Source organism: Nocardiopsis sp. NPDC101807 (assembly GCF_044766605.1).
In the GTDB taxonomy this organism is placed as follows: domain Bacteria; phylum Actinomycetota; class Actinomycetes; order Streptosporangiales; family Streptosporangiaceae; genus Nocardiopsis; species Nocardiopsis tropica.
Window position 1 is genome coordinate 227,460 of sequence record NZ_JBIWMK010000003.1, and the last position, 23,978, is coordinate 251,437.

Genomic DNA, 23,978 nt, shown 5'->3' on the forward strand with positions numbered 1-23,978 from the left:
TCAGCCCTCCCAACCCAGCAGCGCGCCGAGTCCCGGGCCGCCGTCGCCGCCCAGGCGGGTGTCGGCGACCGGCGCCCCGTCCCTCAGGGAGACGACGCGGTCGGCCGTGGCGGCGACGCGCTCGTCGTGGGTGACCACGACCAGGGTCTGGCCGGCCTCGCGCAGTTCACCGAAGAGGCGGAGGACCTCGTGGGTCGCGGCGCTGTCGAGGTTGCCGGTGGGCTCGTCGGCGAGGACCACCAGGGGTTCGTTGACCAGGGCGCGGGCGATGGCCACCCGCTGCCGCTGCCCGCCGGAGAGCTTCGAGGGCAGGTGCCGGGCCCGGTCGGCGAGCCCCACCCGGTCCAGGAGCTCGGCGGCGCGGCTGCGGGCGGTGCGCGGCGGGGCTCCGGCGAGCAGCGCGGGCAGCTCGACGTTCTCCGCCGCGGTCAGCTCGTCCATGAGGTGGAACGTCTGGAAGACGAAACCGACGGCGCGCCGCCGCATCCGGGCCAGCGCTCCTTCGCCGAGGTGGTCGATGCGCCGCCCTCCGAGCCACACCTCGCCGTCGGTGGGCCGGTCCAGGCCGCCGAGGAGCTGCAGCAGCGTCGACTTGCCGCAACCGCTGGGCCCGGTCACGGCGAGCGTCTGCCCGGCGGGGACGTCGAGGTCGACCCCGTCGACGGCCCGCACCAGATTCTCGCCCCGCCCGTAGGTCCGGGACAGGCCGACCGCGCGCAGCGCCGGCCCGTCCGGGGCGCCGGGGCCGCGGCCCGGCGGGGCCGTGCCGGGTCTGTCGTCCGCGCCCCCTCGGGGTGACCGGCCCCTGCCCCGCTGACCGTTTCCGCTCATCCGCCTGCTCCGCCCTTCGTCCGCGGGGCGCGGGCGGACCAGGTCCGCTCACACGCCTCCAGCCAGCGCAGATCGGCCTGCAAACGGAGGGCGACGCCCTCCAGGAGCAGTCCGGCCTCCGAGTCCGTGTCGTGAGCGAGGGCGGCGTGCTGGGCCTCGGCGAGGTGGCGCATCAGCTCCCGGCGCCTCGTCTCGACGAGCGCGAGCGGATCAGCCAGGCCGGACTCGGCGGCGGCCACCAGCTTCAGGTGGAACTCCGTCACGTCCGCCCGGGGGCCCGGGGTCTGTGCCATCCACGCGGCCACCCGCTCCTGCCCGGACGCGGTCAGTGCGTACACCTTGCGCCGCGGCCCGCGCACGGGGGTGTCCTCGCGCTCCTGGACGACCAGGCCCGCCTTCTCGAGCCGGGTGAGGGTCACGTAGACCTGCCCGGCGTTGAGGGACTCCCCGAGCGGTCCGAGCGCCGACACCAACCGTCCACGCAGGTCGTACCCGTGCGAGGGCTCCTTGGCCAGCAGCGCCAGCACCACGTCCTGCACGGACCACTCTCCTCTTCGACGTCTCAATAGATAGCGGTTATCCAAAAGGGCGTCAAGCCGTCCCGGTCCCGTTCCCGGCCGGGGCCGCCACGGCACGCGGCGCCCCGGAGCGGGCGATGACCCCGATACGGCGCCCGCCGTCCTTCGCGCCCCGGACCCCGCAGGCCCCGACCGCCGGAGGGCCGGCGCCGTCACGAGCGGGGCGGCGCGCCGGACCGGACCAGGGCTCGCGCCAGGTCGGCGGTCTGCGACAGGGCGTCGATCGGGAGCGGCTGGACGGCGAGGGCGCCCTCGTGCAGCACGAGCAGCCGGGTGGCGAGGGCGGCGGGGTCCGGGAGGTCCGCCGCGGCGGCGAGTTCCCCGAACAGGTTCAGCAGCCACAGCTTCTGGTCCGCGGCGATGCGGTGCGCGGGATGCGCGGGGTCGGGGAGTTCGGCGAGCGCGTTGGTGAACGCGCATCCGCGCGCGTTGGCCCCGCTCCAGGTCCGCAGCGCCTCGAAGGGCGCCGTGACGGCGTCGAGGGGGTCGTCGCAGGCGTCGACGGCGGCGCGGACGAGGGAGCGCCAGCGCCGGTCGCGTTCTGCGAGGTAGACCGCCACGAGGCGGTCCTTCGAGCCGAACTGGTTGTACAGGGTCCGCTTGGTCACGCCCGAGTGCTCGGCGATCAGGTCCACCCCGACCGCCGTGATCCCGCGGTTGTAGAACAGCTCCTCGGCCGCCGCCGCGATACGGCGGCCCGCCGGTGACACGGGCCGTGCTTCCTGCATCGATCACCCTCTCTGTCCGGTACGCCGTGACAGAAGTTTACAGATCGGTGTACCGTGGTAGGTCTTCACCGATCGGTATACCCATGAGGAGGTTCAGACGATGGACGTGGCCGGGACCATGCGTGCCGTACGGATCGCGGAGCACGGAGGACCGGAGGTCCTCGAACTCACGGAGGTGGCCGTGCCCGCCCCCCGGGAGGGCGAGGTGCTGGTCCGGGTCGGCTCGGTGGCGCTCAACAACACCGACCTGTGGACCCGGGCGGGCGCCTACGGCCGCCCGGGGAACCCGGAGGCGCTGTCGGGCTGGCGGGGCCCGATCGATTTTCCGCGCGTCCAGGGCGCCGACGTGGCCGGGCGGGTCGCGGCCGTGGGCCCCGGCGTGGACGAGGGCCTCGTCGGCCGCCGGGTGGTCGTCGACCCGGCGATCTACGACGCCGGGGGACCGGACGCGAACCCGGTGGGCCTGATGGGGAGCGAGCGCGACGGGGGCTACGCCGAGTACGTGACCGCCCCGGCCGGACAGGCGCACGACGTGACGGAGTCCCCGCTCACGGACGACCAGCTCGCGGCGCTGCCGACCGCCTACGGCACCGCGCTGGGCATGATCGAGCGGGGCCGGATGCGGGAGGGGGACACCGTCCTGGTGTCGGGGGCCTCCGGCGGCGTCGGCCTCGCGCTGGTCCAGATCGCCCGGGCGCGCGGCGCGAGAGTGGTCGCCGTCAGCAGCGGGTCCAAGATCGGCGCGGTGCGCGAGGCGGGCGCGCACGAGGTCGTCGACCGCGCGGGGAACGTCGTGGAGCAGGTCCGCGCCGCCGCCCCGGAGGGCATCGACGTCGCACTCGACGTGGTCGCCGGGGACCTGCTGAACGAGGGGCTGCCCCTGCTGCGCGAGGGCGGCCGGTGGGTCGTCGCCGGCGCGCTCGGCGGGTACGACGCGTCCTTCGACGTGCGCCGGCTCTACCTGCACAACGCGCAGCTGATCGGCTCGGCCATGCACACGCCCACGCACTTCGACCTCCTCATGGACCTGGCCCGCCGGGCCGCGATCCGGCCCGTGGTCGCCGCGGCGTTCCCGCTGGAGCAGGCCGCCCGCGCGCAGGAGGAACTCGCCCGCCGGGGGCACGTCGGGAAGATCGTCCTGCGCCCCTGACGGGACGCCCGCCCGGGACGGCGGGCGCTCGACAGGGGCGCCCTCCGGGCGGCCGCGCAGGCCCCCGGCCGGCTGCGCGGGCACTCCCCCGCGCCTGCCGCCGGGCCGCCCGGGCGGGCCTTGTCGGGCATCCGCCCGGGACCTCGCCGGCGCCACCGCTAGAGTCACTGTCATGGACCGGCGCACCCCGACGCGGCGGCACCGCATCCTCGCGGTGCCGTTGATCGCCCTCGTGGTCATGTGCTTCGTCTGCGCCCTGTGCCACAGCACGGGGACGGCCGCCCAGCCCGCGTCCGCCGCGGCCGCCGCCGACTGCCCGGAGCAGACCCGGGGGTCCGCGTCCGAGGCCCCGGCCGCGCAGGCCGCGCACCCGTGCGAGGCGGCGGAGGGACACGGACTGCCCACCGCGCCGCCCCTGTTCCTCCTCGCCCTCGGCGCCCTCCTGGTCTGCGCGCTCCTGTCGGCCCCGCGGCCGGGCCCGGCGGCGCGCCCCGCCGATCGCACGCCCCACGCTCCCCACGGGTACGGGCTTTTGACGCTGCTCTGCGTCCAACGGGTCTAGAACACGGTCACCCCGCCCCTCCGCGCGCCCCGCGCGGAGGCTGTCCTGCCGCGCCCCGCGCGGCCCCTTCACGTGACCGTCTCCCGGGCGCGCTCCGCCGCGCCCCCGCAACCCCAGGACAACCGCATGAGCAAGAACCTCGGCATCACCCTCGGCCTGATCATGGTCGCCGTCATCGGCCTCGGCCTCCTCCTCGTCCTCGACGACCGCGGCGGCGCCCCGACCGCCCGAGGCGTCCCCGCAGGCCCGGAGGGCACGCCCACCGCGCCCGCCGGGCTCCTGGTGCGGGAGGACAGCCGCTACCTCGACCGGGTGGAGGACTCCCCGGTGACGGTCGTGGAGTTCCTCGACTTCGAGTGCGAGGCCTGCCGGGCCCAGTTCCCGGTGATGGAGCGGATCCGCGAGGACTACGACGGGCGGATCAACACGGTCATCCGCTACTTCCCCATGCCCGGGCACACCAACTCCGAGCCCGCCGCCGCGGCCGTGGAGGCCGCCGCCCAGCAGGGCGCGCTGGAGGAGATGTACGTCCGGATGTACGAGACCCAGGCCGAGTGGGGCGAATCCCGGGAGTCCCAGGCCGGGGTGTTCGCCGGCTTCGCCGAGGATCTGGGCCTGGACACGGACGAGTTCACCGGGACCGTGGAGGACCCGGCCACGCTGGAGCGCGTGAGGTCCGACTTCGAGGACGGCGTCGCGCTCGGAGTACGGGGCACCCCGACCATCTTCGTCAACGGCCGCCCCACCCCGAGCATGCCCGGCTACGAGGCGCTCTCGGCCATGATCGACGCGGAGCTGGAGGGATGAGCGCCCCTGCCCCGTCCCACCCCTCCGCGGCCCCTCCGCCCGGGGCGGCGGTACCCGTCATCAGCCTGCCCCTGCCCTGGCTGCTCGCCGTGGGCGGCGCCGTCGGGCTCCTCGCGTCGACGGCTCTGCTGGTGGAGAAGATCCGGGTGCTGGCCGACCCCGGGCACGTGCCAGCGTGCAGTCTCGACCCGGTGCTCTCCTGCGGCACCGTCATGGCCACCCCGCAGGCCGAGGTCTTCGGGATACCCAACCCGGTCGTCGGTGTGGCCTCCTTCGCCGTGGTCACCACCGTCGGGGCGGCGCTGACCGCCGGGGCACGACCGCACCGGTGGTTCTGGCTCGGACTCCAGGCCGGCGTGCTGGCCGGCGCCGTCTTCGTGCACTGGCTGATCTTCCAGAGCCTGTACCGCATCGGCGCCCTGTGCCCCTACTGCATGGTCGTGTGGGCGGTGACGATCCCGGTCTTCTGGTACGTCACCCTGCACAACGTGCGCTCCGGGCACCTGCCGACGCCCCGGTGGCTCTCCGGTCCGGTCGGCCTGCTGGCCCGCAACCACACCGTCGTGCTCACCGTGTGGGCGCTGGTGGTGGTCGGCGCGGTCGGCCAGGCGTTCCGGGACTACTGGTCGACGCTCCTCTGAGCTTCTGCGCCGGCCTCGGGAGGCGCCGGAGCCGGGCCCGGGCGTGCCGGGAGGCCACCGCTGCGACCGCACCCCGGGACGGCGGGAGCACCCCGGGAACCGGCGCTCCCGACGCCCTCCCGGGCGTGACGCGCCGGGAGCGCCCCGTCGCGGCCCCCGGCCGTGCGGCCGGGGGCCGCGCCGTCGCATGGAGGCGCCCGTGGACCTTTTCGGCGAGCCGGTGGCCGGGCCCGCCCCGCGTGGGCGCGCAGTCCGTCCCCCCGCCGGTGCGGAACGGTTTCTCGCCGTGTGCCGGAAGGGGCGTGTTTGAGCCGTGGTCCTCGTGGCAGGGGATGGGGGACGGCTTGCGACGCCGTCGCCGGGAGCGGGAGGCCGCCGACGTGCCCTCGCAGGCCTTGGGGGAGCGCCTCGGGCGCGTCGGCGGCCCGCTCCCATGACTCCTGCGTCAAATGTCTTTTTTATGGCAATTTAAAACTAAAAGTTACCTCTATCCATTTTAGCCCCCTTCCTGAGGGAAGGATGGAGACGGCACTCGAATGCCCTGTTCTGCCGTCGCGGCAGTGACATACAAGGCGAACTTTCAGGGGGTCCCTCTTGTCCGTCACCGATACCGACGCGCTTCCCGACAGCTCCTCCTCCGACAGCAGACCCCTGATCCCGGCGCCACGCCGACCGGGACCGGGCGAACAGGACCCGGGCGAGGCCCTCCTGCGACAGCTCAAGGCCCTCGACGAGGACGACCCCGGGGCGTGCGCGCTCAGGGAGCAGGTCGTGGCCCACTACTCGCCGGCCATGAAGCGGATCGCGCACCGCTACGGGGGCCGCGGCGAACCGGTGGAGGACCTCTACCAGACGGCGATGGTGGGGCTGTGCAAGGCCATCCGCGGGTTCGACCCCGCACGGGGCGTGCCCTTTCTGGGCTACCTGATGCCGACCGCTTCCGGCGAGGTCAAGCGCCACTTCCGCGACCACACCTGGGCCGTGCGGGTGCCCCGGTCGGCCCAGGAGAACCGGATCCGCCTGCACCAGGCCCGGCAGGAGATGACCCAGGCACTGGGGCGCACCCCCACCTGCGACGAACTCGCGAGCAGGCTGGCGATGACCCGCGAGCAGGTGGACGAGGTCCGCCAGGTCTCCGACCTCTACCGGGCCCTGTCGCTGGACGCCCCCGACGGCTCCGAGGCCGACGGGGAGGTCACACCCTCGCTGGAGGAGCACCTGGGCTGCGAGGACCTCCTCCTGGACCTGGTGGTGGACCGGGAGGCGCTGAAACCGGCCCTGGCCCGCCTTCCCGAGCGCGAACGCCACATCCTCATGCTGCGCTACTTCCACGACCACACCCAGACCGAGATCGCCGAACGGCTGGGCTACTCCCAGATGCACATCTCCCGACTGCTGCGGGGGACCCTGGACCAGCTGCGCAAGGACCTGGGCCTGGACACGGCCGCCTGAGGACCGCCACGGGAGGACGCGGGGCCCACGGCTCCCGCGTCTCCCGACGGGAGACACGCCGGGAGGTCCCGGCGACCGCCTCCGGCCCCGTCGGCGTGGAAACGGCACCGCCACGGCGGGAACCGGCCCGGCGCGTTTCCGGGGCCTCCGTTCGGCTGCCGCCGGCGGCCGACATCCGTCACGGGCTCCGCCCCCGAAGGGTTTCCGCGGCCGTGCCCGGGGCTGGAACGCGCCCGAGCAGGGCGGGGATCCGCGGCCGTCGCGCACGGCGGTGTGTACCTCCCGGCGGGTCGGGGCAGTGGGGGTCCTGGCCGAAGAGACCGAGAGACCGAGAGACCGAGGAGGTTGTCATGGCCGAGCCGGAGAGCCCGCTCAAGGACAAGAACTACAACCTGGTCTGGGCCGTGCACCAGTCGCTGGAGAACGTGTGGCGCCTGGAGGGCTACATCGAGGACGCCGAGCGCCAGGGCGACGAGGAGCTCGCCCGCTGGTTCCGCAGGATCCAGGAGAACAACCAGAAGGCCGGCGACCAGGGCAAGAGGTTGCTCGTCGAACGCCTCACCGAGGAGAACGGCTGAGCCTCCGCCCACGGCCGCGCCCGGACGCGGGAGGGCGCCCACGGTCCGGGCCGGGGCGCCCTCCCCTCGTCCGTGGTCGCGCACCGGTCGGCGCGGAACGCCGGGCGGCCGCCGGGTTGCGTGGGAGCGGGCACGCGGCTCGCGGCCCGACGTGACCGGTCGCCCCCGTCCGGGCTCCACGGGTACCGGCCCGCCGATCGCCGGCCGGGCGGTCGTCGGGACGGGCCGGGCACCGGGCACGACCGCGGGGCCGCCCGCGCCGCACTGCCGGGGCGGACCCCACCCCCTTTTCTTGAACGTTCGATCCAGTTAGGTTACGGTGGAGCCATGGCAAGAACCCGTGAGTTCGACACCGAGGCGGCCGTGGGCCGCGCCATGGAGCTGTTCTGGACGCGCGGCTACGAGGCGACCTCGGTACGCGACCTGACCCAGCACCTGGGGGTCGGTCAGGGATCCCTGTACGCCGCGTTCGGCGACAAGCACGGCCTGTACCGGGCCGCGCTGGAGCACTACCGCTCCACCCTCGCGGCGGCAGCCCTGCGCAGCCTGCAGGAGGGGGCGGACGTCCGCTCGGCGGTCCGGGGGCTGCTGGCGGAACGGGTGCGCATCGCCGTGGAGCACGACGGCAGGGGCTGCCTGATGGTCAACGCCGCCTGCGAGCGCCTGCCGGAGGAGCCGTCCGTCCGGCGCATCGTGCGGGACGTGCAGGACGCGAGCCGTGAGGCGCTGGCCGAGGTGCTGTCGGTCGCGGCGGAGCGGGGCGAGATCTCGGCGCGGCACGACCCGCACACCCTCGCCGCCTTCCTCATCACCTTCCTCAACGGGCTGCTGGTCTCCGCCAAGGTCACGCCGGACGCCGGCGCCCTCGAGCCCCTCGTGGAGGTCGCACTGGCCTCCCTCGACTGACTGCTTCATGCCCCGAATCTGTATCGTACGGTCAAGAAAAGCGCCGGAGGCCGCGAGCACGCGACCGCCGATCCCTCGCCACCGACAACCGAGGAGGACCCGTGTCCCCTGCCCCCACCCGGAGTACGCCCCTTCTCGGCGGCAGCCGCTGGAACACCTTTCCCGAGGACGGCGCCGCCCTGACCGCCCGCGAACTCCTCACCGCGACCGAACCGCTGCTGCGGGGCGTCATCGACGCCGGCGGCCTCACCGGAGCCGACCGTCCGGTCCTGGAGGCCCAGATCCGCGCGACGCTCGCCCTCGGCACCCGGGAGTCCTCCCTGCCGCTGGCCGTCGGCCCGGACAGCGCCTCGGCAGTACGCGAACTGGGCGCCCAGGCCGGGACGATCGGCCGGGAACTGGCCTCCTGGACCGCCGCGGCCCTGAAGGGGCTGCTCACCGACCCGGTACCGCTGCCCGCCGGACCGCTGGTCGTGCGCAGCCACTGCTACGGCCACCTGCTCACCGCTCCCGCGGCCGACCTCCTGCTCCGCGGCCCGCGCGGCGGGCCCGTCGCCATGCAGCTCTACAACGAGTGGCTGCACCAGGTCGTCCTGCTCCGCGACGCCCTCCTGCCCTTCACCAACTGGCAGGACGTGCCGCTCCTGATCACCCCGACCGGACTGCGGCACACCGAACCGGCCCGCGACGCCTTCCTCACCGAACTCCTGGTCCGTCGGATCAGGCATGCCGGCATCGTGGCCTTCGCCCGCCATGGCGTCACCGGCGCCGGCGGCCCCGCCGGCTACGGCTTCGAGGCGGGCGGCGGCACCGCCCTGCCCGCCGTCCTCGACCGTCCGCCCCTGACCGCGCCCCGGCACCTGCTGACCTGGCGCCCCTCCCCGACCGCCGGCGAACCCGTCACGTACGTCGCCGAGGAACAGGACTACTACGCCGCACCCCGCACCCCCGTCGAGGACCTGCCGCCCGCAGACACCGCGCCGGGGCCGCTCACCGCACGCACCGTCACCGGGCCGCCCGTCGACGGGACGCGCACCGCCCGCATCGAGGTCACCGGCGACGGCGCCACCGTCCGCGTCGATCTCGGCCAGGCCCTGCGCGGCCACCGCTACGCCCACCGGCCGACCCCCGCGGCGGACGACGCGCCCCCCGGAACCGGGTCCCGCGCCACGGCGATCTGGTCCGCGCTGAGCGCACCGGGGCTGGTGTGGACGCGGGCGGGCGAGACGACCCTGGACGCCCACGGGCAGAACGACCTCGTCGTCCTGGCACTGCTCGGCCGGCTCTACCCAGAGAACGTCACCCTGCACCCGGTCCGCGGCTCCGCGGCCCGGGACGCCGGGGCCGGCGCCGGCCCGGGACGCCTGGTGGTCCTCACCGGCCCTCCCCGGACACGCTGACACCCGCACCGAGCAGTGCGCACAGAAAAGGAAAAGGGAGAGAACATGATGTTCGACCATGACGGAACGCACCTCCGCACCGGCCGTGCCGCCGTCAACGGAACGAGTCTGCACTACCGGACGGCCGGGACCGGCCCCGCCGTGGTACTGCTGCACGGCGTGCCCAAGACGGGCTACCACTGGCGCCACCTCGTCCCGAAGCTGACGCCCCACCACACCGTCGTCGTGCCCGACCTGCGCGGTCTCGGCGACTCCGCCCGCCCGGCGGACGGCTACGACTCCGCGACGATGAGCGACGACATCGCCGGACTGATGGCCCACCTCGGACACGAGGCATACGCGGTGGCGGGAGAGGACTGGGGTGCGGTGATCGGCTACCAGCTCGCCGCGCGCCACCGCGACCGCGTCACCGCCCTCGTGTTCGCCGAGGCCCTCTTCCCCGGATTCGGCTTCGAGGACCACACCGCGCTCACACCCGAGAACGTCTCCAGCGGCATGCACCTGTGGCACCTGGGCTTCTACTTCCAGCCCGACGTGCCGGAGATGCTGATCAGCGGGCACGAGCGCGAGCTGATCACCCACATGATCAAGTCCGAGCGCAGCCACCCCGACACCGCCACCCCCGACGCGGTCGAGGAATACGTGCGCTGCTACTCCATGCCCGGCGGCATCCGCGCGATGCTCTCGATCTACCGGGCGATGCTCGTCGACGCCGAACAGAACCGGCAGGCCGCACAGAAGAGACTGGACATCCCGGTCCTGGCGCTCGGCGGGTCCGCGTTCATCGGCGAGCGCAACGAGTCCCAGATGCGGCTCATGGCCCACGACGTCACCGGACACGTCTTCGACGCCGGCCACGATCTGGCGGAGGAAGTGCCCGACGAGATGGCCGGTGTCGTCCTCCCGTTCCTGGGCGCGCACGTGTGACCGCGCCCGACCGATGAGCGGAGACGGCCCGCGTGCCGTGGATCCCCGGCCCGAGCGGTTCTGCCCGGCCCCCCACGCCGGCTCCGCGGCCCCTCATTCCTTCCGCCGGTTCGGTTCGGCGCGGCCCCGGGTCCCGCCGGACCTCCGGGCGACCACGGGGACGAGGAGGGCCGTCGCCATCGCCGGCACGCCGATCAGGGCCATGGAGAACGGGATCGCGCCCGGCGCCGGCAGGTCGTTCGCCGCGACGACGAGGCCGGGGAGCAGGACGCTCCCCACCATGGACGAGGTGAACATGAGGGAGTTGGCCGTCTGGTTGTCCTCGACGGTCTCGGCGATCCACTTCAGGATCGCGGGGAGGACCGGCGCGAGGAAGAACCCGCAGACCGCGTAGGCGGCGGGCGCCAGGGCCGTGCGCGCCCCGGTCCTCCGGGAGGGCGGGGCGCGCATGGCGGAGGCGGAGCAGGCCGGGGCGCCCGAGCCGACCGCGGCCGCGCTCCCGGCACGGACTCCCGCCCCGGCCCGGGGGCGCCGGGGTCCGCGCCGGGCGATGGCGGGGAATCAGGAAAAAGTTCGGCGGACCGTGTCGAGAACCCGTGGCCCGCTCCGTCCCCGTGGTGAACGCGACCACAATGGGTCGCACCAGCACCGAGGAGAAGCACGATGGCCAAGTACCTGCTGCTCAAGCACTACCGTGGCGCCCCGACCGCGGTCAACGACGTGCCCATGGACCGGTGGACGCCGGAGGAGATCTCGGCCCACATGCAGTACATGCAGGACTTCGCGGACCGGCTCGAGGAGAGCGGCGAGTTCGTGGACGGTCAGGCGCTCGCCCCCGAGGGGACGTTCGTCCGCTACGACGGCGAGGGGCGCCCGCCCGTCACCGACGGCCCGTTCGCCGAGACCAAGGACCTCATCGCCGGCTGGATGGTGATCGACGTCGACGGCTACGAACGCGCCGTCGAACTGGCCGGGGAGCTGTCGGCCGCCCCCGGGGCGGGCGGGGAGCCGATCCACGAGTGGCTCGAGGTGCGCCCGTTCCTGACCGCCCCGCCCACCATCACGGAGTGACCCTGTGGACGAGCTCCTCCTCCGGAGCCTGACGCCGAGCGTGCTCGGGATCCTCGTCCGCCGCGGAGCCGACTTCGCGGCGGCCGAGGACGCCGTCCAGGACGCGCTGGTCGAGGCGGTCCGCACCTGGCCGTCCGACCCGCCGCGTGACCCCAAGGGGTGGATGGTCACCGTGGCCTGGCGCCGGTTCCTCGACGCGGCCCGGACCGACACCGCCCGCCGGAGGCGCGAGGCCCTCCTCGGAGAGGAACCGGCCCCGGGCCCGGCGCCCGCGGTGGACGACACCCTCCAGCTCTACTTCCTGTGCGCCCACCCGTCGCTGACGCAGGCTTCCGCCGTCGCGCTCACGCTGCGCGCCGTCGGCGGGCTGACCACCCGCCAGATCGCCCGGGCCTACCTGGTGCCGGAGGCGACCATGGCCCAGCGCATCAGCCGGGCCAAGCGCACCGTCTCCGACGTGCGCCTCGACCGCCCCGGCGACGTCGCCACGGTCCTGCGCGTCCTCTACCTGGTCTTCAACGAGGGCTACTCCGGCGACGTCGACCTCGCCGCCGAGGCCATCCGCCTCACGCGCCGGCTCGCGGCGGCGATCGACCACCCGGAGGCAGCGGGACTGCTGGCCCTCATGCTGCTGCACCACGCCCGGCGCGCCGCCCGGACCGCGCCCGACGGGAGCCTGGTGCCACTCGCCGAGCAGGACCGCGGCTCGTGGGACACCGCCTCGATCGCCGAGGGCGTCCGGATCCTGCAGGCGGCCCTGGCCCGCGACCGGCTGGGCGAGTTCCAGGCCCAGGCCGCCATCGCGGCGCTGCACGCCGACGCGCCCACGGCGGAGGAGACCGACTGGGTGCAGATCGTCGAGTGGTACGACGAACTCGTACGCCTGACCGACAGCCCGATCGTGCGGCTCAACCGCGCGGTGGCCGTGGGCGAGGCCGACGGTCCGCGCGCCGGCCTGGCGGCGCTCGCGGACCTGGACGTCTCACTGCCCCGCCACCGCGCGGTGGCCGCCTACCTCCACGAGCGCGACGGCGACCCGGCGACAGCGGCGCGGCTGTACGCCGAGGCCGCCCTCAAGGCGCCCAACCTCGCCGAGCGCGACCACCTCACCCGCCGGGCCGCCCGTCTCAACGCCCGAGGGGGACGTTGAGGGCGGGCCCGGACCGGACGCGACGAGCGGTCGGTAGGGTCGCGGTCATGGCCCCCACGGGAAGCGGGCGCACACGGTCGCCCATGGCCGTCAGGGAGCTCGGGCGGTGTCCCTGCCCAGCGGCTGCGCCGACCGGGCCCTCAGACATGGAACGGCACGGTGGTGACGACGATCTTGGGCCGCTCGCGCAGTGCGCGCCGGAGCCGGACCGCGATGCGGTCGTGGAGGACCCGGTGCCACCAGCGCAGGGGCACGACCTCGGGAAGGATCACCGTGATCGTCAGGTCCGGTCGCTGGGCGTGCAGAGCCTCGATGTAGTTCACCAGAGGGGCGATGATCGTCCGGTAGGGGCACACCACCACCTCCAGGGGCAGGTGGTCGCCCCAATGCCGCCAGTACCCCGCCATCCTCTCCGCCTCCTCGTGGGAGGGGCTGAGATGAACGGCCAGAACGGGCTGCTGAAGCGAAGCTGCGTAGGCCAGGGCACGGATGTTGGCCAGGTCCAGGGTCTCCACGGGAACCACCGACAGGTGGTGGATCTCCTCGGGCGTCTCCTCGGCCTCCTCGGCACCCGGGTCGCCACCGCCCATGCCCCGCTTCTCCGGTCGCCCGGGCTCCGGAGGCGGAGCCGCTGAGGGGCAGAGGGTCGCACGAACGGTGTTTCCGGGAAGGGCGGCGCTGTGCGGACGCAGCCGCAGCGCACGCCCGACGGCGTCGTAGTGGGCGCGGATACGCAGGGCCAGGACGACGAACGCCGCGACCGCCACGAGCGCCACCCACGCGCCGGAGGTGAACTTGGCGATCGCGGCGGTCACGAACACCGCGGCGCACATGAGTGCCCCCGTGGCGTTGAAGACGAGGCTCTTGCGCCAGTGTCGGGCACGTGAGCGCCACCAGTGCACCACCATGCCGCTCTGGGAGAGGGTGAAGGCCAGGAAGACCCCTACTGCGTACAGGGGGATCAGGTCCGTGGTGTTCCCGCCGAAGGCGGCGAAGATCAGGGCCGCTGCGGCCGAGAGCAGGAGGATGCCGTTGCTGTAGGCCAGCCGATCGCCCATGCGCATGAACACGCGGGGGGCGTGGTGGGTGCGCGCCAGCAGGGACAGCACCCGGGGGAAGTCGTTGTAGGCGGTGTTCGCGGCCAGCAGCAGGACGGCGGCGGTGCTGGCCTGGACGAGAACGTACACGGGGCCGGTGCCGAAGGAGTGCCGGGCCAGTTGGGAGAGCACCGTCTGCCCCGGATCAGGGATCGTGCCGGTGACCAGGATGAGCGCCGTCATCCCGCCGAAGAGCGCCAACAGCACACCGACCACCCAGGTCAGGGCGGTGCGCGCGTTGCGCCACTCGACGGGTCTGAATGCCGGGACCGCATTGGTGATGGCTTCGATCCCGGTCAGGGCGGTGGCTCCGGAGGTGAAGGCGCGAAGGACCAGGAGGAGGGTGACACCTGTGGTGGCGTCGACCCGGGGCGTGGGCGCCGGCGGGAAGCCCCGGAGTGCGGCCTCGACGAGTCCGACCGCGATCACGGCGGCCACGGAGAGGACGAAGACGTAGGTGGGGGCCGCGAAGAGGATCCCCGCCTGGCGCACGCCGCGCAGGTTCCCTGCCAGGAGCAGGGCGATGAACCCGAGTCCGACGGGCACGGTCGCCGCGCTGAGCGAGGGCAGGGCGGAGGTGATCGCCGCGATGCCCGCGGCGATGGACACCGCGACGGTGAGGACGTAGTCGACGACGAGGCCGCCCGCCGCCAGCAGCCCCGGTATCCGGCCGAGGTTGTCGCCGGCCACGATGTAGGAACCGCCCCCGTTCGGGTAGGCGCGGATCGTCTGACGGTAGGACAGGCCCACGGCGAGCATCATCAGCATGATGGCCAGGGCGATGGGCAGGGAGAGGGACAGGCCCGCCATACCGCCGAGGACGAGGATGGTGAGCATCGCCTCGGGACCGTAGGCGACAGAGGACAGCGCGTCGGAGGACAGCACGGGCAGGGCCACGAGTTTGCGCATGCGTTCACGGACCAGGGCCGTGCTCATCAGCGCGGGCCCGAGGAGCACGCGCCGGATGCGGTAGCCGGCTCGGCCCGAACGCGTCGAGGTGACGGCTGCGGCCTCCGCGGCCAGGGTCGTACGCGATTCGCCGCCGAGCTCGGACACGGTGACGAAGCGTTCGTAGCGTGGCTGCCGGACCTGGTGGTGTGCCGGGTAGCTGCCCACGTGCGGGTCGACGGGAAGGGCGAGGCGCCAGTTCTGAGGGGCTCCGGTGACGCGGGTCCACCGGTCGCCGATCTGGTGAAGCGTACGGAGTTGTTCGGCGGTGAGGTCGGGGACCAGGTCGCTGGGAACGGGCGGGCGCGAAGAGCCTTCCTGCGTCATGTGCCCCAGTGTCGTCGGCCGTACTGGCCGGGGCACGTACCTGGACGATGTGTCGGGCGCCCGCCTGCACGTCCGTCGGCCGGCAGCGACCGCGCCTGGCCGCACGGCCTCTTCTCCGGGGCGACCGGGGCGCGGGGGCCGGGCCCCGACACCCTTCCGGCGGCGCTCCGCCTCCCTCTGGACAGCCGTCGCCGACATATGGCCCGCACCGTCAGAAGAACCTGAGGTGGTGCAAGGACACAGGACCGCCCCTGGTGAGGAGGGCTGTGTGGCGAGCCGACGCCGCCGGGGCGATGTTCAGGAAGGGTCGCGCGCATCGGAGTCGATTCCGAGTCCGCGGGCGAGGAGACGCTGGTTGGAAGCACTGCGATCGCTCAGGATCTCGGGGGCGAACACCGGACCGTGGAGTGTGGAACGCATGACCGGCTCCAGCAGCATCGGTCCCAGGATGAGGAACAACGCCTGGTAGGGCGCCCACAACAGGTCGGACCCCGCCGTGTCGTCGCCGACGTCGTGGCCCACGCCCAGCAGGGCGAGGTGGCGGCGGGCGCCCTCCAGGAGTCGGGCGAACAGCTCGGTGCTGGCCTCGCTGCCTTCGAGCAGCGAGCGGCGCAGGTAGTGGCGGTGGACCTCGTCTTCGCCGAACAGCCGGGCCGTGACCGTCCCCAGTGCCGCGAGGGCGCCTCCGGGGGCGGCGGCCGTGTCGAGGTCGGCGAGGACGCGATCGAAGGTGTGGAGCACCTCCTCGTCGACAGCGCGACGCAGCCCGTCCTTCGAGCCGTAGTGGTGGCGCAGGAGCGCGTGGGAGACACCGGCCTCGGTGGCGATGGCGCGGGTCGAGGTGGCGGCGAACCCCTTGTCGGCGAACAGCCGCAACGCGGCCATCCGCAGGCGGGCGCGTGCGGTCAGGTCGGATGGTGTGGTCTGGCTCATCCCAGCCAATCTAGTCGCTCGCGCCCGCTCGTCCCGGTCGGTCTCCGGGCCGGAAGGGCTCAGACCAGGGCTCGGAGGTAGGGGATGCGTCGCAGGATCCAGGCCAGGGCGAAGCTGAGGGGAAGGCCCACCGCCGACACGACGGCGAACGCGGCCACCGGTCCCGCGGTGGTGGCGGCCAGAGCGTATTGCAGGCCCACGACCACCGGCACGTGGAGCAGGTAGACGGTGAAGGTGAGCGGCGCCAGGGCGCGGGTCCACCGGGAGGGCCTGTCCGCCCATTCCCTGAACGCCACGAGCAGCCCGATGGACAGTGCGGTGCACATCAGTGACTCGACGACCGACCACAGCAGCGAGCCGGTGGTCCAGCCGCCCATCGCGTACACGGAGTCCAGGCGCGGGCCCGCGGCGAAATGGAGCGCGACCAGGCCCGCGCCGAACGCCAGCCAGGCGTACCCGGCCCCGGCGGGCAGCGTCGACAGCCAGCCGCGCCGATAGGCGAGTACACCCACGACGAAGAACCCGGCGTACTGGGCCAGGTCCGCCGGCTCTGTCTGGATGAACTCCAGGAGGGGGACCCACCGGTCCACGGGATACCACACACGCAGGAGGAACGTCGCCGCGGCGACGGCCAGGGCGAAGCCCACGACGGCCGGGGTCCCGGGCGCCCGGCCGGAAGGGGCCCGTAACGGCCGCCTCCCGGCGAGGCGTGCGCTGATCCACCGCCACACGGCGTAGAGCACTGCGTAGGCCAACAGGTGCTGGAGGAACCACAGGTGCGCGAACTGGCGGTCCGGCCAGATCGGCCCCGTCCAGCCCTCGGGTTCGGGCCCCGTCCCCAGGTAGACCTGGGCGTAGTAGGCGGCGAAGTCGAGGGAGCCGTGGTCCCGGAAGTTGACGTAGTAGGCGTACATCAGGACGGGGACGAGCACGAGGAAGCCCAGGAGGATGGGCGGCACGAACGCGCGGAAGCGTTCACCGAGGAAGCGGCGGGGGCCCTTGCGGTCGAAGGCGCGCGGCAGCAGATAGGCCGAGATGGCGAAGAACAGGCTCATCCGGAATGCGCCGCTGACAGCGGACAGGGTCGACAGGGCCGGGGAACCGCCGGCGCCTTCCACGTACCACCAATCGGCCGGACCGTAGGGCTGGCTCGCGTGGTGGAGGACGACCAGCACGATGAGCAGGAGCTTGAGGTTGTCGAGGTAGTACAGCCTGCGTCGAGGAGCGCCGCTCACGCCGTCCTCGGAGTCTGGGGGAGGGGGTGGATCGGACCGGTGCTGTCCATTTGTATTTTTTACTGTCCACATGGACAGCGATGATAGACCGGTTCTCGCGCCCGGACCACCCCCGAGCCGGTGTCCTCGTGGATCCACGGACATCGGCGCAGGTGAGGTCGCACATGTTCGGCACCGGGCTCATCGGGGGCTCCTGCACACCGGGGCGCGACACCGATGGACAGCAGAGGCGTCCGGGACGGAGTCCACGCCGGGTGGGCCCCCAGGGCTCACCGGAGGGCGGCCGGCCACCGGTTTCAGAGCGCGGGAGGAGTCCCGCCGTCCCCCTGCCGGACTCCGCAGCGCCGGGAGGGAACGCCCCTGCGCCGCGCTTCTACCGCACCGACAGGGATCGGGCCAGGTCGACCCAGTCCCGCAGCAGGGTGCGGGCGGCACCGGAGTCGACGGCCGGGGCAACCGTCGCCAGGGCGTCGGCGAACGCCGCGTCCAGACCGTGCGCCCATCCCCGGTGGGCGGCCAGGGCGCCGGCGGCGTTGGCCAGGACCACGTCCCGGACCGGCCCCCGCTCCCCCTCCAGGACCCGCCGCACCGCGCCGGCGTTGAAGACGGCGTCTCCTCCCCGCAGGGCGTCGGGGCCGCAGCGGGCCAGCCCGTGCCCGGCCGTGTCCAGCCGCATCCGCTCCACCCGACCGCCGGCGACCGCCCACACCCGGGTGGTCGCCGCGGTGGTGATCTCGTCCACCCCGTCGTCACCGCGCACCACCAGGGCGGTGGCGCCCCGCTCGGCCAGGACCCTGGCCAGCACGGGGGCCAGGCGGGCGTCGGAGCAGCCCACCAGGGAGGTGGCGGGGAGAGCCGGGTTGGTGAGCGGGGCCAGATAGTTGACGGCCGTGGGCACCCCCAGCCTTCTGCGCACCGGGGCCGCGTGGTGCAGGCCCCGGTGGAAGACGGGGGCGAAGGTGAACCCGATGCCGACCTCGTCGACGCACCGGGCGACCTGTTCGGGGCCCAGGTCCAGTGGGATGCCCAGTGTTTCGAGCACGTCCGCGGAGCCCGCCCGGGAGGAGGCCGACCGGCCGCCGTGCTTGACGACGCGGACACCGGTCGCGGCGAGCACGATCGCGGCCGTGGTGGACACGTTCACGGTGTGGGCCCCGTCGCCGCCGGTGCCGACGATGTCGACGACCGTGGCCCCGTCCACCGGCAGGGGCACGACGCGTTCCATGAGGGCGTCGAGCAGGCCCGCCATCTCGGCGGCGGACTCACCCTTCGCCCGGAGCGCGACCAGGAACCCGGCCAGCTCGACGGGGTCGGCGGCCTCGTCCATGACCCGGCGCATCGCCCACCGGGTGTCGGCCGCTCCCAGGTCCTGTCCGCGCAGGAGCGCGGACAACAGCTCGGGCCAGGACCGGCTCATGCAATGCTCCTCGGGGCGTGCGGTTCTTCCCCGGGCACGGTAACCGTCCGTCCCCCGGTCCACCGGCGGTTCGGGAAAGTCGTCGGCACCGTCCGCGCATGTCCCGCCGCCGGGAGGCGGCGGCCCGTGATGTTCACGGGTCGAACGTCCCCGCGCGGGTCCGCGGTGGACGCCACCCTCCTCGGGCACGTGAGCCGCTGCGGACACGCGCCCGGCTCACGCCACGGTGCTGACGCCGAGGTCGAGCACCCAGCGTTCGGCCGCCACACGGGCCAGGTGCGCGACCTGGGGAAGGACCGGAGGCCCCCAGTCGAGCAGCCCCAAGGCCTTGTCCAGGGGGAGCAGGTGGCGTTCGTGGATCCGGTTCTTGTCGGGGTCGGGGTCGGGGGCGCGCTCGGCCAGGCGGTGCAGGCGGGCGGCCATTCTCACTTGGGCGAAGGGCTCACCGGGTCCCTGCACGCTCTGATAGCCGAGATAGACCGGGTCGGCCAGGGTGACCTGGACCTCTTCCCACACCTCCCGGCGCAGGGTCGCGGCCAGGTCGCCGCCGTCGCGGGGTTCGGGTTTGCCCCCTGGCAGGTTCCATCTGCCGAGGTCGCGCAGGAGCACCACGCGGGCGCGGGCGTCGAGCACCCATCCGTAGACCTGCCGAACGGGCAGGTCAGCGGGCGGTTGCTCGTCGGAGTGCCAGGTCAGGGACACCTCGTCCGAGCTGTTCATGGGAGAACTGTAGAGGGCTTCGGCCCGCCGGTCCGGCCGTTCCCGGATATTGCCCATGATTCCGGCGGCGGGGCGGGACCGGGGGCGCACCGGAGTGGCCTCCGGATCCTGGCGGCGGGCATGTCGATCCCCGTGGCGGGCCGATGCTCCTGACGGCATGTCGACAGGTCCGCACGCCGTGTTCGCCCGGCGGCGGTCAGCCGGTTGCCAGGATCTCCACGCCGAGGGCCCTGAGCTGTTCGACGACCGCGTCACGGGGGTCCGCGTCGGTGACCAGTCCGCCGACCTTCTCCCACGGCAGGACGCGGAACCGTGAAGCCGTGCCGATCTTCTCGGAGGAGGCGAGAACGTAGGTGTCCGCGGCCCGCGCCGCCAGGGCGCGCTTCATGGCGGCCTCCTCCGCGTCCGCGGTGGTGAGTCCCGCCTCAGGGTGCACTCCGGTGACGCCGAGCAGGCAGAGGTCGGCGGAGACGTTCTGTGTCGCCTCGACGGCGGCGGCACCGCAGGTGACCGCCGAGTGCTTGAACACGCGGCCCCCGAGCAGGAAGAGGTCGGCCCGGGGATGATCGAGCAGGGCCGAGGCGATCGTCGGGCTGTGGGTGATCACGGTGCAGGCGAGGTCCTGCGGGAGCGCACGGGCGACGGCGAGGGCGGTGGTGCCGCCGTCGAGAATCAGCGCGGAACCGGGCCGCACGAGTCCGGCGGCCACCGCGGCGACCTTCCGCTTGCCGTCGGGGGCCACGGTCTGCCGTGCGGCGTAGTCCACCACCGCCGGCGAAACGGGCAGGGCCCCGCCGTAGACCCTCTGGCACCGTCCCTCCGCGGCGAGATCGCGCAGGTCGCGCCGCACGCTGTCCTCGGATATCCCCAGTCGGGTGGCGACGTCCTTGGCGACGACCTTGCCCTCCCTCGCGAGCAGTTCGAGCAGGTGCTCGCGTCGTTCAGCAGCCAGCATGCACACTCTCTCCCATTTTTGCACGTTTCTGCATGTAGTATAGCGACTCATGACCGACAAGCCCCTACGCCTTCCGGCCGCCGGCCCCTGCCGCTCCGGAACCGGCGTCGATCCGCAGGCCGTGGCAGCCGGCCCCGCCCACCGCGGGCACACCGCAGGGCGGGGACTCGCCGCCGACCGTCTCTCCGTGGCCGGAGCACGGGTCGTCCCGCCCGTCCACCACGATGCGGCGGGGATCCCCCGTCGCGCTCCGCGGAAGACCGCGTGAGGCCCCGCCCCGGCATCGACGTCCCGGACCATCGCGGCCGCACCGGCCTCGACCGGGCCGGACGCGGCCTGGACCGGAATCCCGATGTCGTGGTCCGCGACGTCGAGCTCACCTCCCAGGGCTGGCACGTCCTGCGCCGCACCACCTTCGACTACCGCCGCCGCGACGGACGCCGGGAAACCCAGCAGCGCGAGACCTACGACCGCGGCAACGGCGCCGTCGTCCTGCCCTACGACATCGGACGCGGTCGTGTCCTGCTCACCCGCCAGTTCCGCTATCCCGCCTACGTCAACGACCACCCCGACGGCATGCTCGTCGAGGCGGCCGCGGGACTGCTCGACTCGGACGACCCGCCCGCCGCGATCCGACGCGAGGGCGCCGAGGAACTCGGCGTCGCCCTCGGCCCGCTCACCCACGTCTTCGACGCCTACATGAGCCCCGGTTCCGTCACCGAACGCCTCCATTTCTTCGCCGCCCCCTACACCCCTGCGGACCGGACCGGGCCCGGCGGCGGACTCGAGGAGGACGGCGAGGACATCGAGGTCCTCGAGCTGCCGTTCGCCGAGGCGCTCGCCATGACCCGCGACGGTCGCATCATCGACGGCAAGACCATCCTGCTCCTGCAATGGGGAGCCCTGGACGGCCCCTTCGCGCCTGCAACGGGCGCCCGCTGACCACGCCGCACCCGCCTCGCCCGGGGTCTTCACGCCGACAGGCGCCGTTCCCGGCCGACGGCGCCGGGGCGTACCGGAGGCCCCTCAGGCGTCCCGGCCCGGCGGGCCCGCGGCCCGTGCGACGCGGGGCCCGACGAGGCGTTCGGCCAGCGGGAGGGGGTACCAGTCCGCACCCGTGACCTCGGCCTCCTGGACGCGCCCGATCCCGGCGCGGTCGGTCGTGAACGTGTAGCCGAAGTCGAGATGCCAGTGCTCCGGCTCGTCCTTGTCCGGCCGTGCCGGGACCCGGCCGAACTCGACGTAGGCCGGGGCCCGCGAGGCGAGGGACACCGCACCGGCGTCGACGCCGGTCTCCTCCACCAGTTCGCGCACGGCCGCGCCGGCCAGGTCGGTGTCCTCGGGTTCGAGGTGCCCTCCGGGTTGCAGCAGCAGCCCGTACGCCCGGTGCCGGACGAGCAGGATTCCGGCCTCCCGGTGGACCAGGAGCGCGCCCACGGTCACGTGCATGGGAAAGGTGCGGCGCGAGGCGAGATCCCGACCCCGGCGCAGCAGCCGCATCGGCTCGGCGAGCGCCCCGGCCTCGTCGGGGCGCTGCCCGAGGTAGACGGCCAGCGTGGTCGAGATGAGTTCGTCAGTGATCGTCACCGGTCGGCTCCAGAGGTCACACGCGGCTCGCCAAGGGTGTCCGCAGTCCACGAGTCGCACCTGGTCGGTACGCGTGTTCCGCACGGAAGGGCCGGGGGCTTCCACGTCCCCGGTCTCCGGGGACCGAACGGGCGGCCGGGACGCTGCCCGTCTCAGAGCGGGGAAACCGGCTCCCGCCCGGCGCACACACCGCGGACCGGCCGCCCAGGACGGTGCGCGAAGGAGGGTTGACGCCGTAGGGGTGCCATCTTACGATGACCGAACAATTACGAAGCGTGTTCGCAACAACGAACCACCTCCACCGATGCCCCCGCCGAACCGCCGCCCCTGCCCGGTGAACCACGGGACCGGGACGGCCGAGCCGGACCGGGGCGTGCGGTGTCCGGCGGTTACCCCGCCTCCCTCCCCCACTGACGGACCCCCCATGCACGACGCTTTCGCCGCCCGCGTTGTGAGCGCTCACAATGTGAGCGCTCACATCCCCGGCTCCCCCGGGCTCCACCCCTGCACCCGGGGGCAGCCCTCCCCCTCCGCGACCCGCGTCGGGCACGGCCCCGCCGCAGCGCGGGCGTGCGGCCTCGTCTCCCCTCCACCCATGTCGGCCAGGACAGGCGCCGACGCCGAGGAGTCTCCCCCATGAAGGAAAACCCGCTCGCCCCTTCCCCGTTCCTCCCCCGCCGCAGAATGCTGGGCGCCGCCCTGGCCGCGGGAGCGCTGGCAGCGGTCCCGGGCCTCGCCGACGCGGCCCTCCCCCGACACGCCGCGGCCGCCGCCTACCCCGGCCCGGGCCTGGTGACAGGCGACGTCAGGGTGCACGACCCGTCCTTCGTCAAGCGGCCCGGCGGCGGCTACCTGGTCGCCCACACCGCCCACGGCGTGGGACTGAAGACCTCGACGGACCGGACCGCCTTCAGCAACGCCGGCGTGGTCTTCCCCTCGGGAGCACCGTGGACCACCCCCTACACGGGCGGCGACCGCAACCTGTGGGCCCCGCACCTGTCCTACGCCAACGGTCGCTACTACCTCTACTACTCCGCCTCGACCTTCGGCTCCAACCGGTCGGCGATCTTCCTGGCGACCAGCACCAGCGGGAACTCCGGGACCTGGAGCAACGAGGGCCTGGTCGTGGAGTCGTTCACCTCCGACGACTTCAACGCCATCGACCCCCACCTGCAGGTGGACACCCAGGGGCGGTGGTGGATGGCGTTCGGCTCGTTCTGGTCGGGGCTCAAGATGGTGCGCATCGACCCGGCGACCGGCAAGCGCTACGACGGCGCCCTGCACTCGATCGCCGGACGCGGCGGGGGCGCCATCGAGGCCCCGACCATCTTCTACCGCGGGGGCCGGTACTACCTGTTCGTCTCCTTCGACACGTGCTGCCAGGGGGCGGCGAGCACCTACCGGATCATGGTCGGCCGTTCCAGCAGCATCACCGGCCCCTACGTCGACCGCAACGGCACCGCCATGCTCGCGGGCGGGGGCACCGAGGTCCTGTCGGGCCACGGCAGCATCCACGGGCCCGGCCACCAGGACGTCTTCGCCGACACCGACAGCGACATCCTGGCCTACCACTACTACGACAACAGCGGCACGGCGCTGCTGGGCCTGAACTGGCTCGGCTGGGACTCCTCCGGATGGCCCTACGTGCACTGATCCGGTCCTCGCGGGGCCGGCCCCGCGAGCCCCGCACCGGGCGGACCCGGCGCACGCGCGCCGGGTCCGCGTGCGTCCGGGATCGGGCACGACCTGCGGGTGGACGGCAGGCCCGCGGAGTGCGCACGAGCCCGGGCGGCCCTCCATCGGAGCCCCGGGGCGTGACGCCGCGGCGGCCCGGGTGGAGGGGGTGGAGGGAACGTCAAGGAACCGTGGATCCTGCGCCAATGACAGCGGACGGCGCAAGCGCGATCGTTGAAGAGAGCCGGACGCCGGGCCCGCAGGGCGCCTGACACACGGACGTCCGCTCAACGAGCCCCTGGGG

At 73.6% G+C, this 23,978-nt stretch carries 24 protein-coding genes; 13 read left to right on the forward strand and 11 right to left on the reverse strand.

Annotated elements, in window-relative coordinates:
• The 3 genes from ACIRPH_RS10435 to ACIRPH_RS10445 form a co-directional block, all read right to left on the reverse strand.
• On the reverse strand, nt 1–831 hold the full coding sequence (locus tag ACIRPH_RS10435) for an ABC transporter ATP-binding protein (protein WP_402912106.1): 831 nt from the start codon (nt 829–831) through the stop codon (nt 1–3).
• Nucleotides 828–1,370, reverse strand: coding sequence for a PadR family transcriptional regulator (locus ACIRPH_RS10440; protein WP_402912109.1), 543 nt, complete (start codon nt 1,368–1,370; stop codon nt 828–830). The genes ACIRPH_RS10435 and ACIRPH_RS10440 overlap by 4 nt, the downstream gene beginning before the upstream one ends.
• Nucleotides 1,371–1,561: 191 nt before the next feature.
• Complete coding sequence (locus ACIRPH_RS10445) at nt 1,562–2,137, reverse strand: TetR/AcrR family transcriptional regulator (protein ID WP_402912112.1); 576 nt, start codon at nt 2,135–2,137, stop codon at nt 1,562–1,564.
• A gap of 100 nt (nt 2,138–2,237) precedes the next feature.
• On the opposite strand from ACIRPH_RS10445, the gene ACIRPH_RS10450 reads away from it, so the two are divergent.
• The 9 genes from ACIRPH_RS10450 to ACIRPH_RS10490 all read left to right on the forward strand — a co-directional run bounded on the left by ACIRPH_RS10450 (nt 2,238) and on the right by ACIRPH_RS10490 (nt 10,560).
• Nucleotides 2,238–3,287 (forward strand): zinc-binding dehydrogenase, encoded by a 1,050-nt coding sequence (locus ACIRPH_RS10450; protein WP_402912115.1) that lies wholly within the window; start codon nt 2,238–2,240, stop codon nt 3,285–3,287.
• 172 nt (nt 3,288–3,459) lie between these two features.
• Nucleotides 3,460–3,849, forward strand: coding sequence for a hypothetical protein (locus ACIRPH_RS10455; protein ID WP_402912118.1), 390 nt, complete (start codon nt 3,460–3,462; stop codon nt 3,847–3,849).
• Between the two features lie 126 nt (nt 3,850–3,975).
• On the forward strand, nt 3,976–4,656 hold the full coding sequence (locus ACIRPH_RS10460) for a DsbA family protein (protein WP_402912121.1): 681 nt from the start codon (nt 3,976–3,978) through the stop codon (nt 4,654–4,656).
• On the forward strand, nt 4,653–5,297 hold the full coding sequence (locus ACIRPH_RS10465; protein ID WP_402912124.1) for a vitamin K epoxide reductase family protein: 645 nt from the start codon (nt 4,653–4,655) through the stop codon (nt 5,295–5,297). The genes ACIRPH_RS10460 and ACIRPH_RS10465 overlap by 4 nt, the downstream gene beginning before the upstream one ends.
• Before the next feature lie 594 nt (nt 5,298–5,891).
• Entirely contained in the window at nt 5,892–6,749 is an 858-nt protein-coding gene (locus ACIRPH_RS10470; RefSeq protein WP_402912127.1) for a SigB/SigF/SigG family RNA polymerase sigma factor, read from the forward strand.
• A gap of 350 nt (nt 6,750–7,099) precedes the next feature.
• Nucleotides 7,100–7,327 carry a hypothetical protein gene (locus tag ACIRPH_RS10475; RefSeq protein ID WP_402912130.1) on the forward strand — a complete coding sequence of 76 codons (228 nt, stop codon included), beginning with the start codon at nt 7,100–7,102 and terminating at the stop codon, nt 7,325–7,327.
• Between the two features lie 327 nt (nt 7,328–7,654).
• Nucleotides 7,655–8,233 (forward strand): TetR/AcrR family transcriptional regulator, encoded by a 579-nt coding sequence (locus tag ACIRPH_RS10480; RefSeq protein ID WP_402912133.1) that lies wholly within the window; start codon nt 7,655–7,657, stop codon nt 8,231–8,233.
• Between the two features lie 101 nt (nt 8,234–8,334).
• Nucleotides 8,335–9,633, forward strand: coding sequence for a hypothetical protein (locus tag ACIRPH_RS10485; RefSeq protein WP_402912136.1), 1,299 nt, complete (start codon nt 8,335–8,337; stop codon nt 9,631–9,633).
• Nucleotides 9,634–9,678: 45 nt separating this feature from the next.
• Nucleotides 9,679–10,560, forward strand: a complete 882-nt coding sequence (locus ACIRPH_RS10490; RefSeq protein WP_402912139.1) for an alpha/beta fold hydrolase — start codon at nt 9,679–9,681, stop codon at nt 10,558–10,560.
• 93 nt (nt 10,561–10,653) lie between these two features.
• Here the strand turns inward: ACIRPH_RS10490 and ACIRPH_RS10495 are convergent, their stop codons facing one another.
• Nucleotides 10,654–11,010 (reverse strand): hypothetical protein, encoded by a 357-nt coding sequence (locus ACIRPH_RS10495; protein WP_402912142.1) that lies wholly within the window; start codon nt 11,008–11,010, stop codon nt 10,654–10,656.
• 213 nt (nt 11,011–11,223) lie between these two features.
• On the opposite strand from ACIRPH_RS10495, the gene ACIRPH_RS10500 reads away from it, so the two are divergent.
• Together ACIRPH_RS10500 and ACIRPH_RS10505 are read left to right on the forward strand one after the other, a co-directional pair.
• A complete protein-coding gene (locus tag ACIRPH_RS10500) occupies nt 11,224–11,631 on the forward strand; it encodes a YciI family protein (protein ID WP_402912145.1) in 408 nt (135 codons plus the stop codon).
• A 4-nt stretch (nt 11,632–11,635) separates the two neighbouring features.
• Nucleotides 11,636–12,781: an RNA polymerase sigma factor gene (locus ACIRPH_RS10505; protein ID WP_402912148.1), complete on the forward strand. Its 1,146-nt coding sequence runs from the start codon at nt 11,636–11,638 to the stop codon at nt 12,779–12,781.
• A gap of 140 nt (nt 12,782–12,921) precedes the next feature.
• On the opposite strand, the gene ACIRPH_RS10510 is transcribed toward ACIRPH_RS10505, so the two are convergent.
• The 6 genes from ACIRPH_RS10510 to ACIRPH_RS10535 all read right to left on the reverse strand — a co-directional run bounded on the left by ACIRPH_RS10510 (nt 12,922) and on the right by ACIRPH_RS10535 (nt 20,413).
• Entirely contained in the window at nt 12,922–15,153 is a 2,232-nt protein-coding gene (locus ACIRPH_RS10510) for an APC family permease (RefSeq protein WP_402912151.1), read from the reverse strand.
• A 297-nt stretch (nt 15,154–15,450) separates the two neighbouring features.
• A complete protein-coding gene (locus ACIRPH_RS10515; protein ID WP_402912154.1) occupies nt 15,451–16,086 on the reverse strand; it encodes a TetR/AcrR family transcriptional regulator in 636 nt (211 codons plus the stop codon).
• 59 nt (nt 16,087–16,145) lie between these two features.
• Nucleotides 16,146–17,321: an acyltransferase family protein gene (locus ACIRPH_RS10520; RefSeq protein ID WP_402912157.1), complete on the reverse strand. Its 1,176-nt coding sequence runs from the start codon at nt 17,319–17,321 to the stop codon at nt 16,146–16,148.
• 373 nt (nt 17,322–17,694) lie between these two features.
• Nucleotides 17,695–18,738 carry an anthranilate phosphoribosyltransferase gene (gene trpD / locus ACIRPH_RS10525; protein ID WP_402912159.1) on the reverse strand — a complete coding sequence of 348 codons (1,044 nt, stop codon included), beginning with the start codon at nt 18,736–18,738 and terminating at the stop codon, nt 17,695–17,697.
• Between the two features lie 216 nt (nt 18,739–18,954).
• On the reverse strand, nt 18,955–19,458 hold the full coding sequence (locus ACIRPH_RS10530) for an NUDIX domain-containing protein (protein ID WP_402912162.1): 504 nt from the start codon (nt 19,456–19,458) through the stop codon (nt 18,955–18,957).
• A 196-nt stretch (nt 19,459–19,654) separates the two neighbouring features.
• Nucleotides 19,655–20,413 carry a DeoR/GlpR family DNA-binding transcription regulator gene (locus ACIRPH_RS10535; RefSeq protein WP_402912165.1) on the reverse strand — a complete coding sequence of 253 codons (759 nt, stop codon included), beginning with the start codon at nt 20,411–20,413 and terminating at the stop codon, nt 19,655–19,657.
• Nucleotides 20,414–20,677: 264 nt separating this feature from the next.
• Between ACIRPH_RS10535 and ACIRPH_RS10540 the strand changes: the two genes are divergently transcribed.
• Complete coding sequence (locus ACIRPH_RS10540) at nt 20,678–21,355, forward strand: NUDIX domain-containing protein (protein WP_402912168.1); 678 nt, start codon at nt 20,678–20,680, stop codon at nt 21,353–21,355.
• 84 nt (nt 21,356–21,439) lie between these two features.
• Here the strand turns inward: ACIRPH_RS10540 and ACIRPH_RS10545 are convergent, their stop codons facing one another.
• The gene (locus ACIRPH_RS10545; protein WP_402912170.1) at nt 21,440–22,000 is read right to left on the reverse strand and encodes an NUDIX hydrolase; all 561 of its coding nucleotides are present in this window, start codon (nt 21,998–22,000) and stop codon (nt 21,440–21,442) included.
• 636 nt (nt 22,001–22,636) lie between these two features.
• On the opposite strand from ACIRPH_RS10545, the gene ACIRPH_RS10550 reads away from it, so the two are divergent.
• Entirely contained in the window at nt 22,637–23,653 is a 1,017-nt protein-coding gene (locus ACIRPH_RS10550; protein WP_402912173.1) for an arabinan endo-1,5-alpha-L-arabinosidase, read from the forward strand.
• The last annotated feature ends 325 nt before the right edge of the window (nt 23,654–23,978 follow it).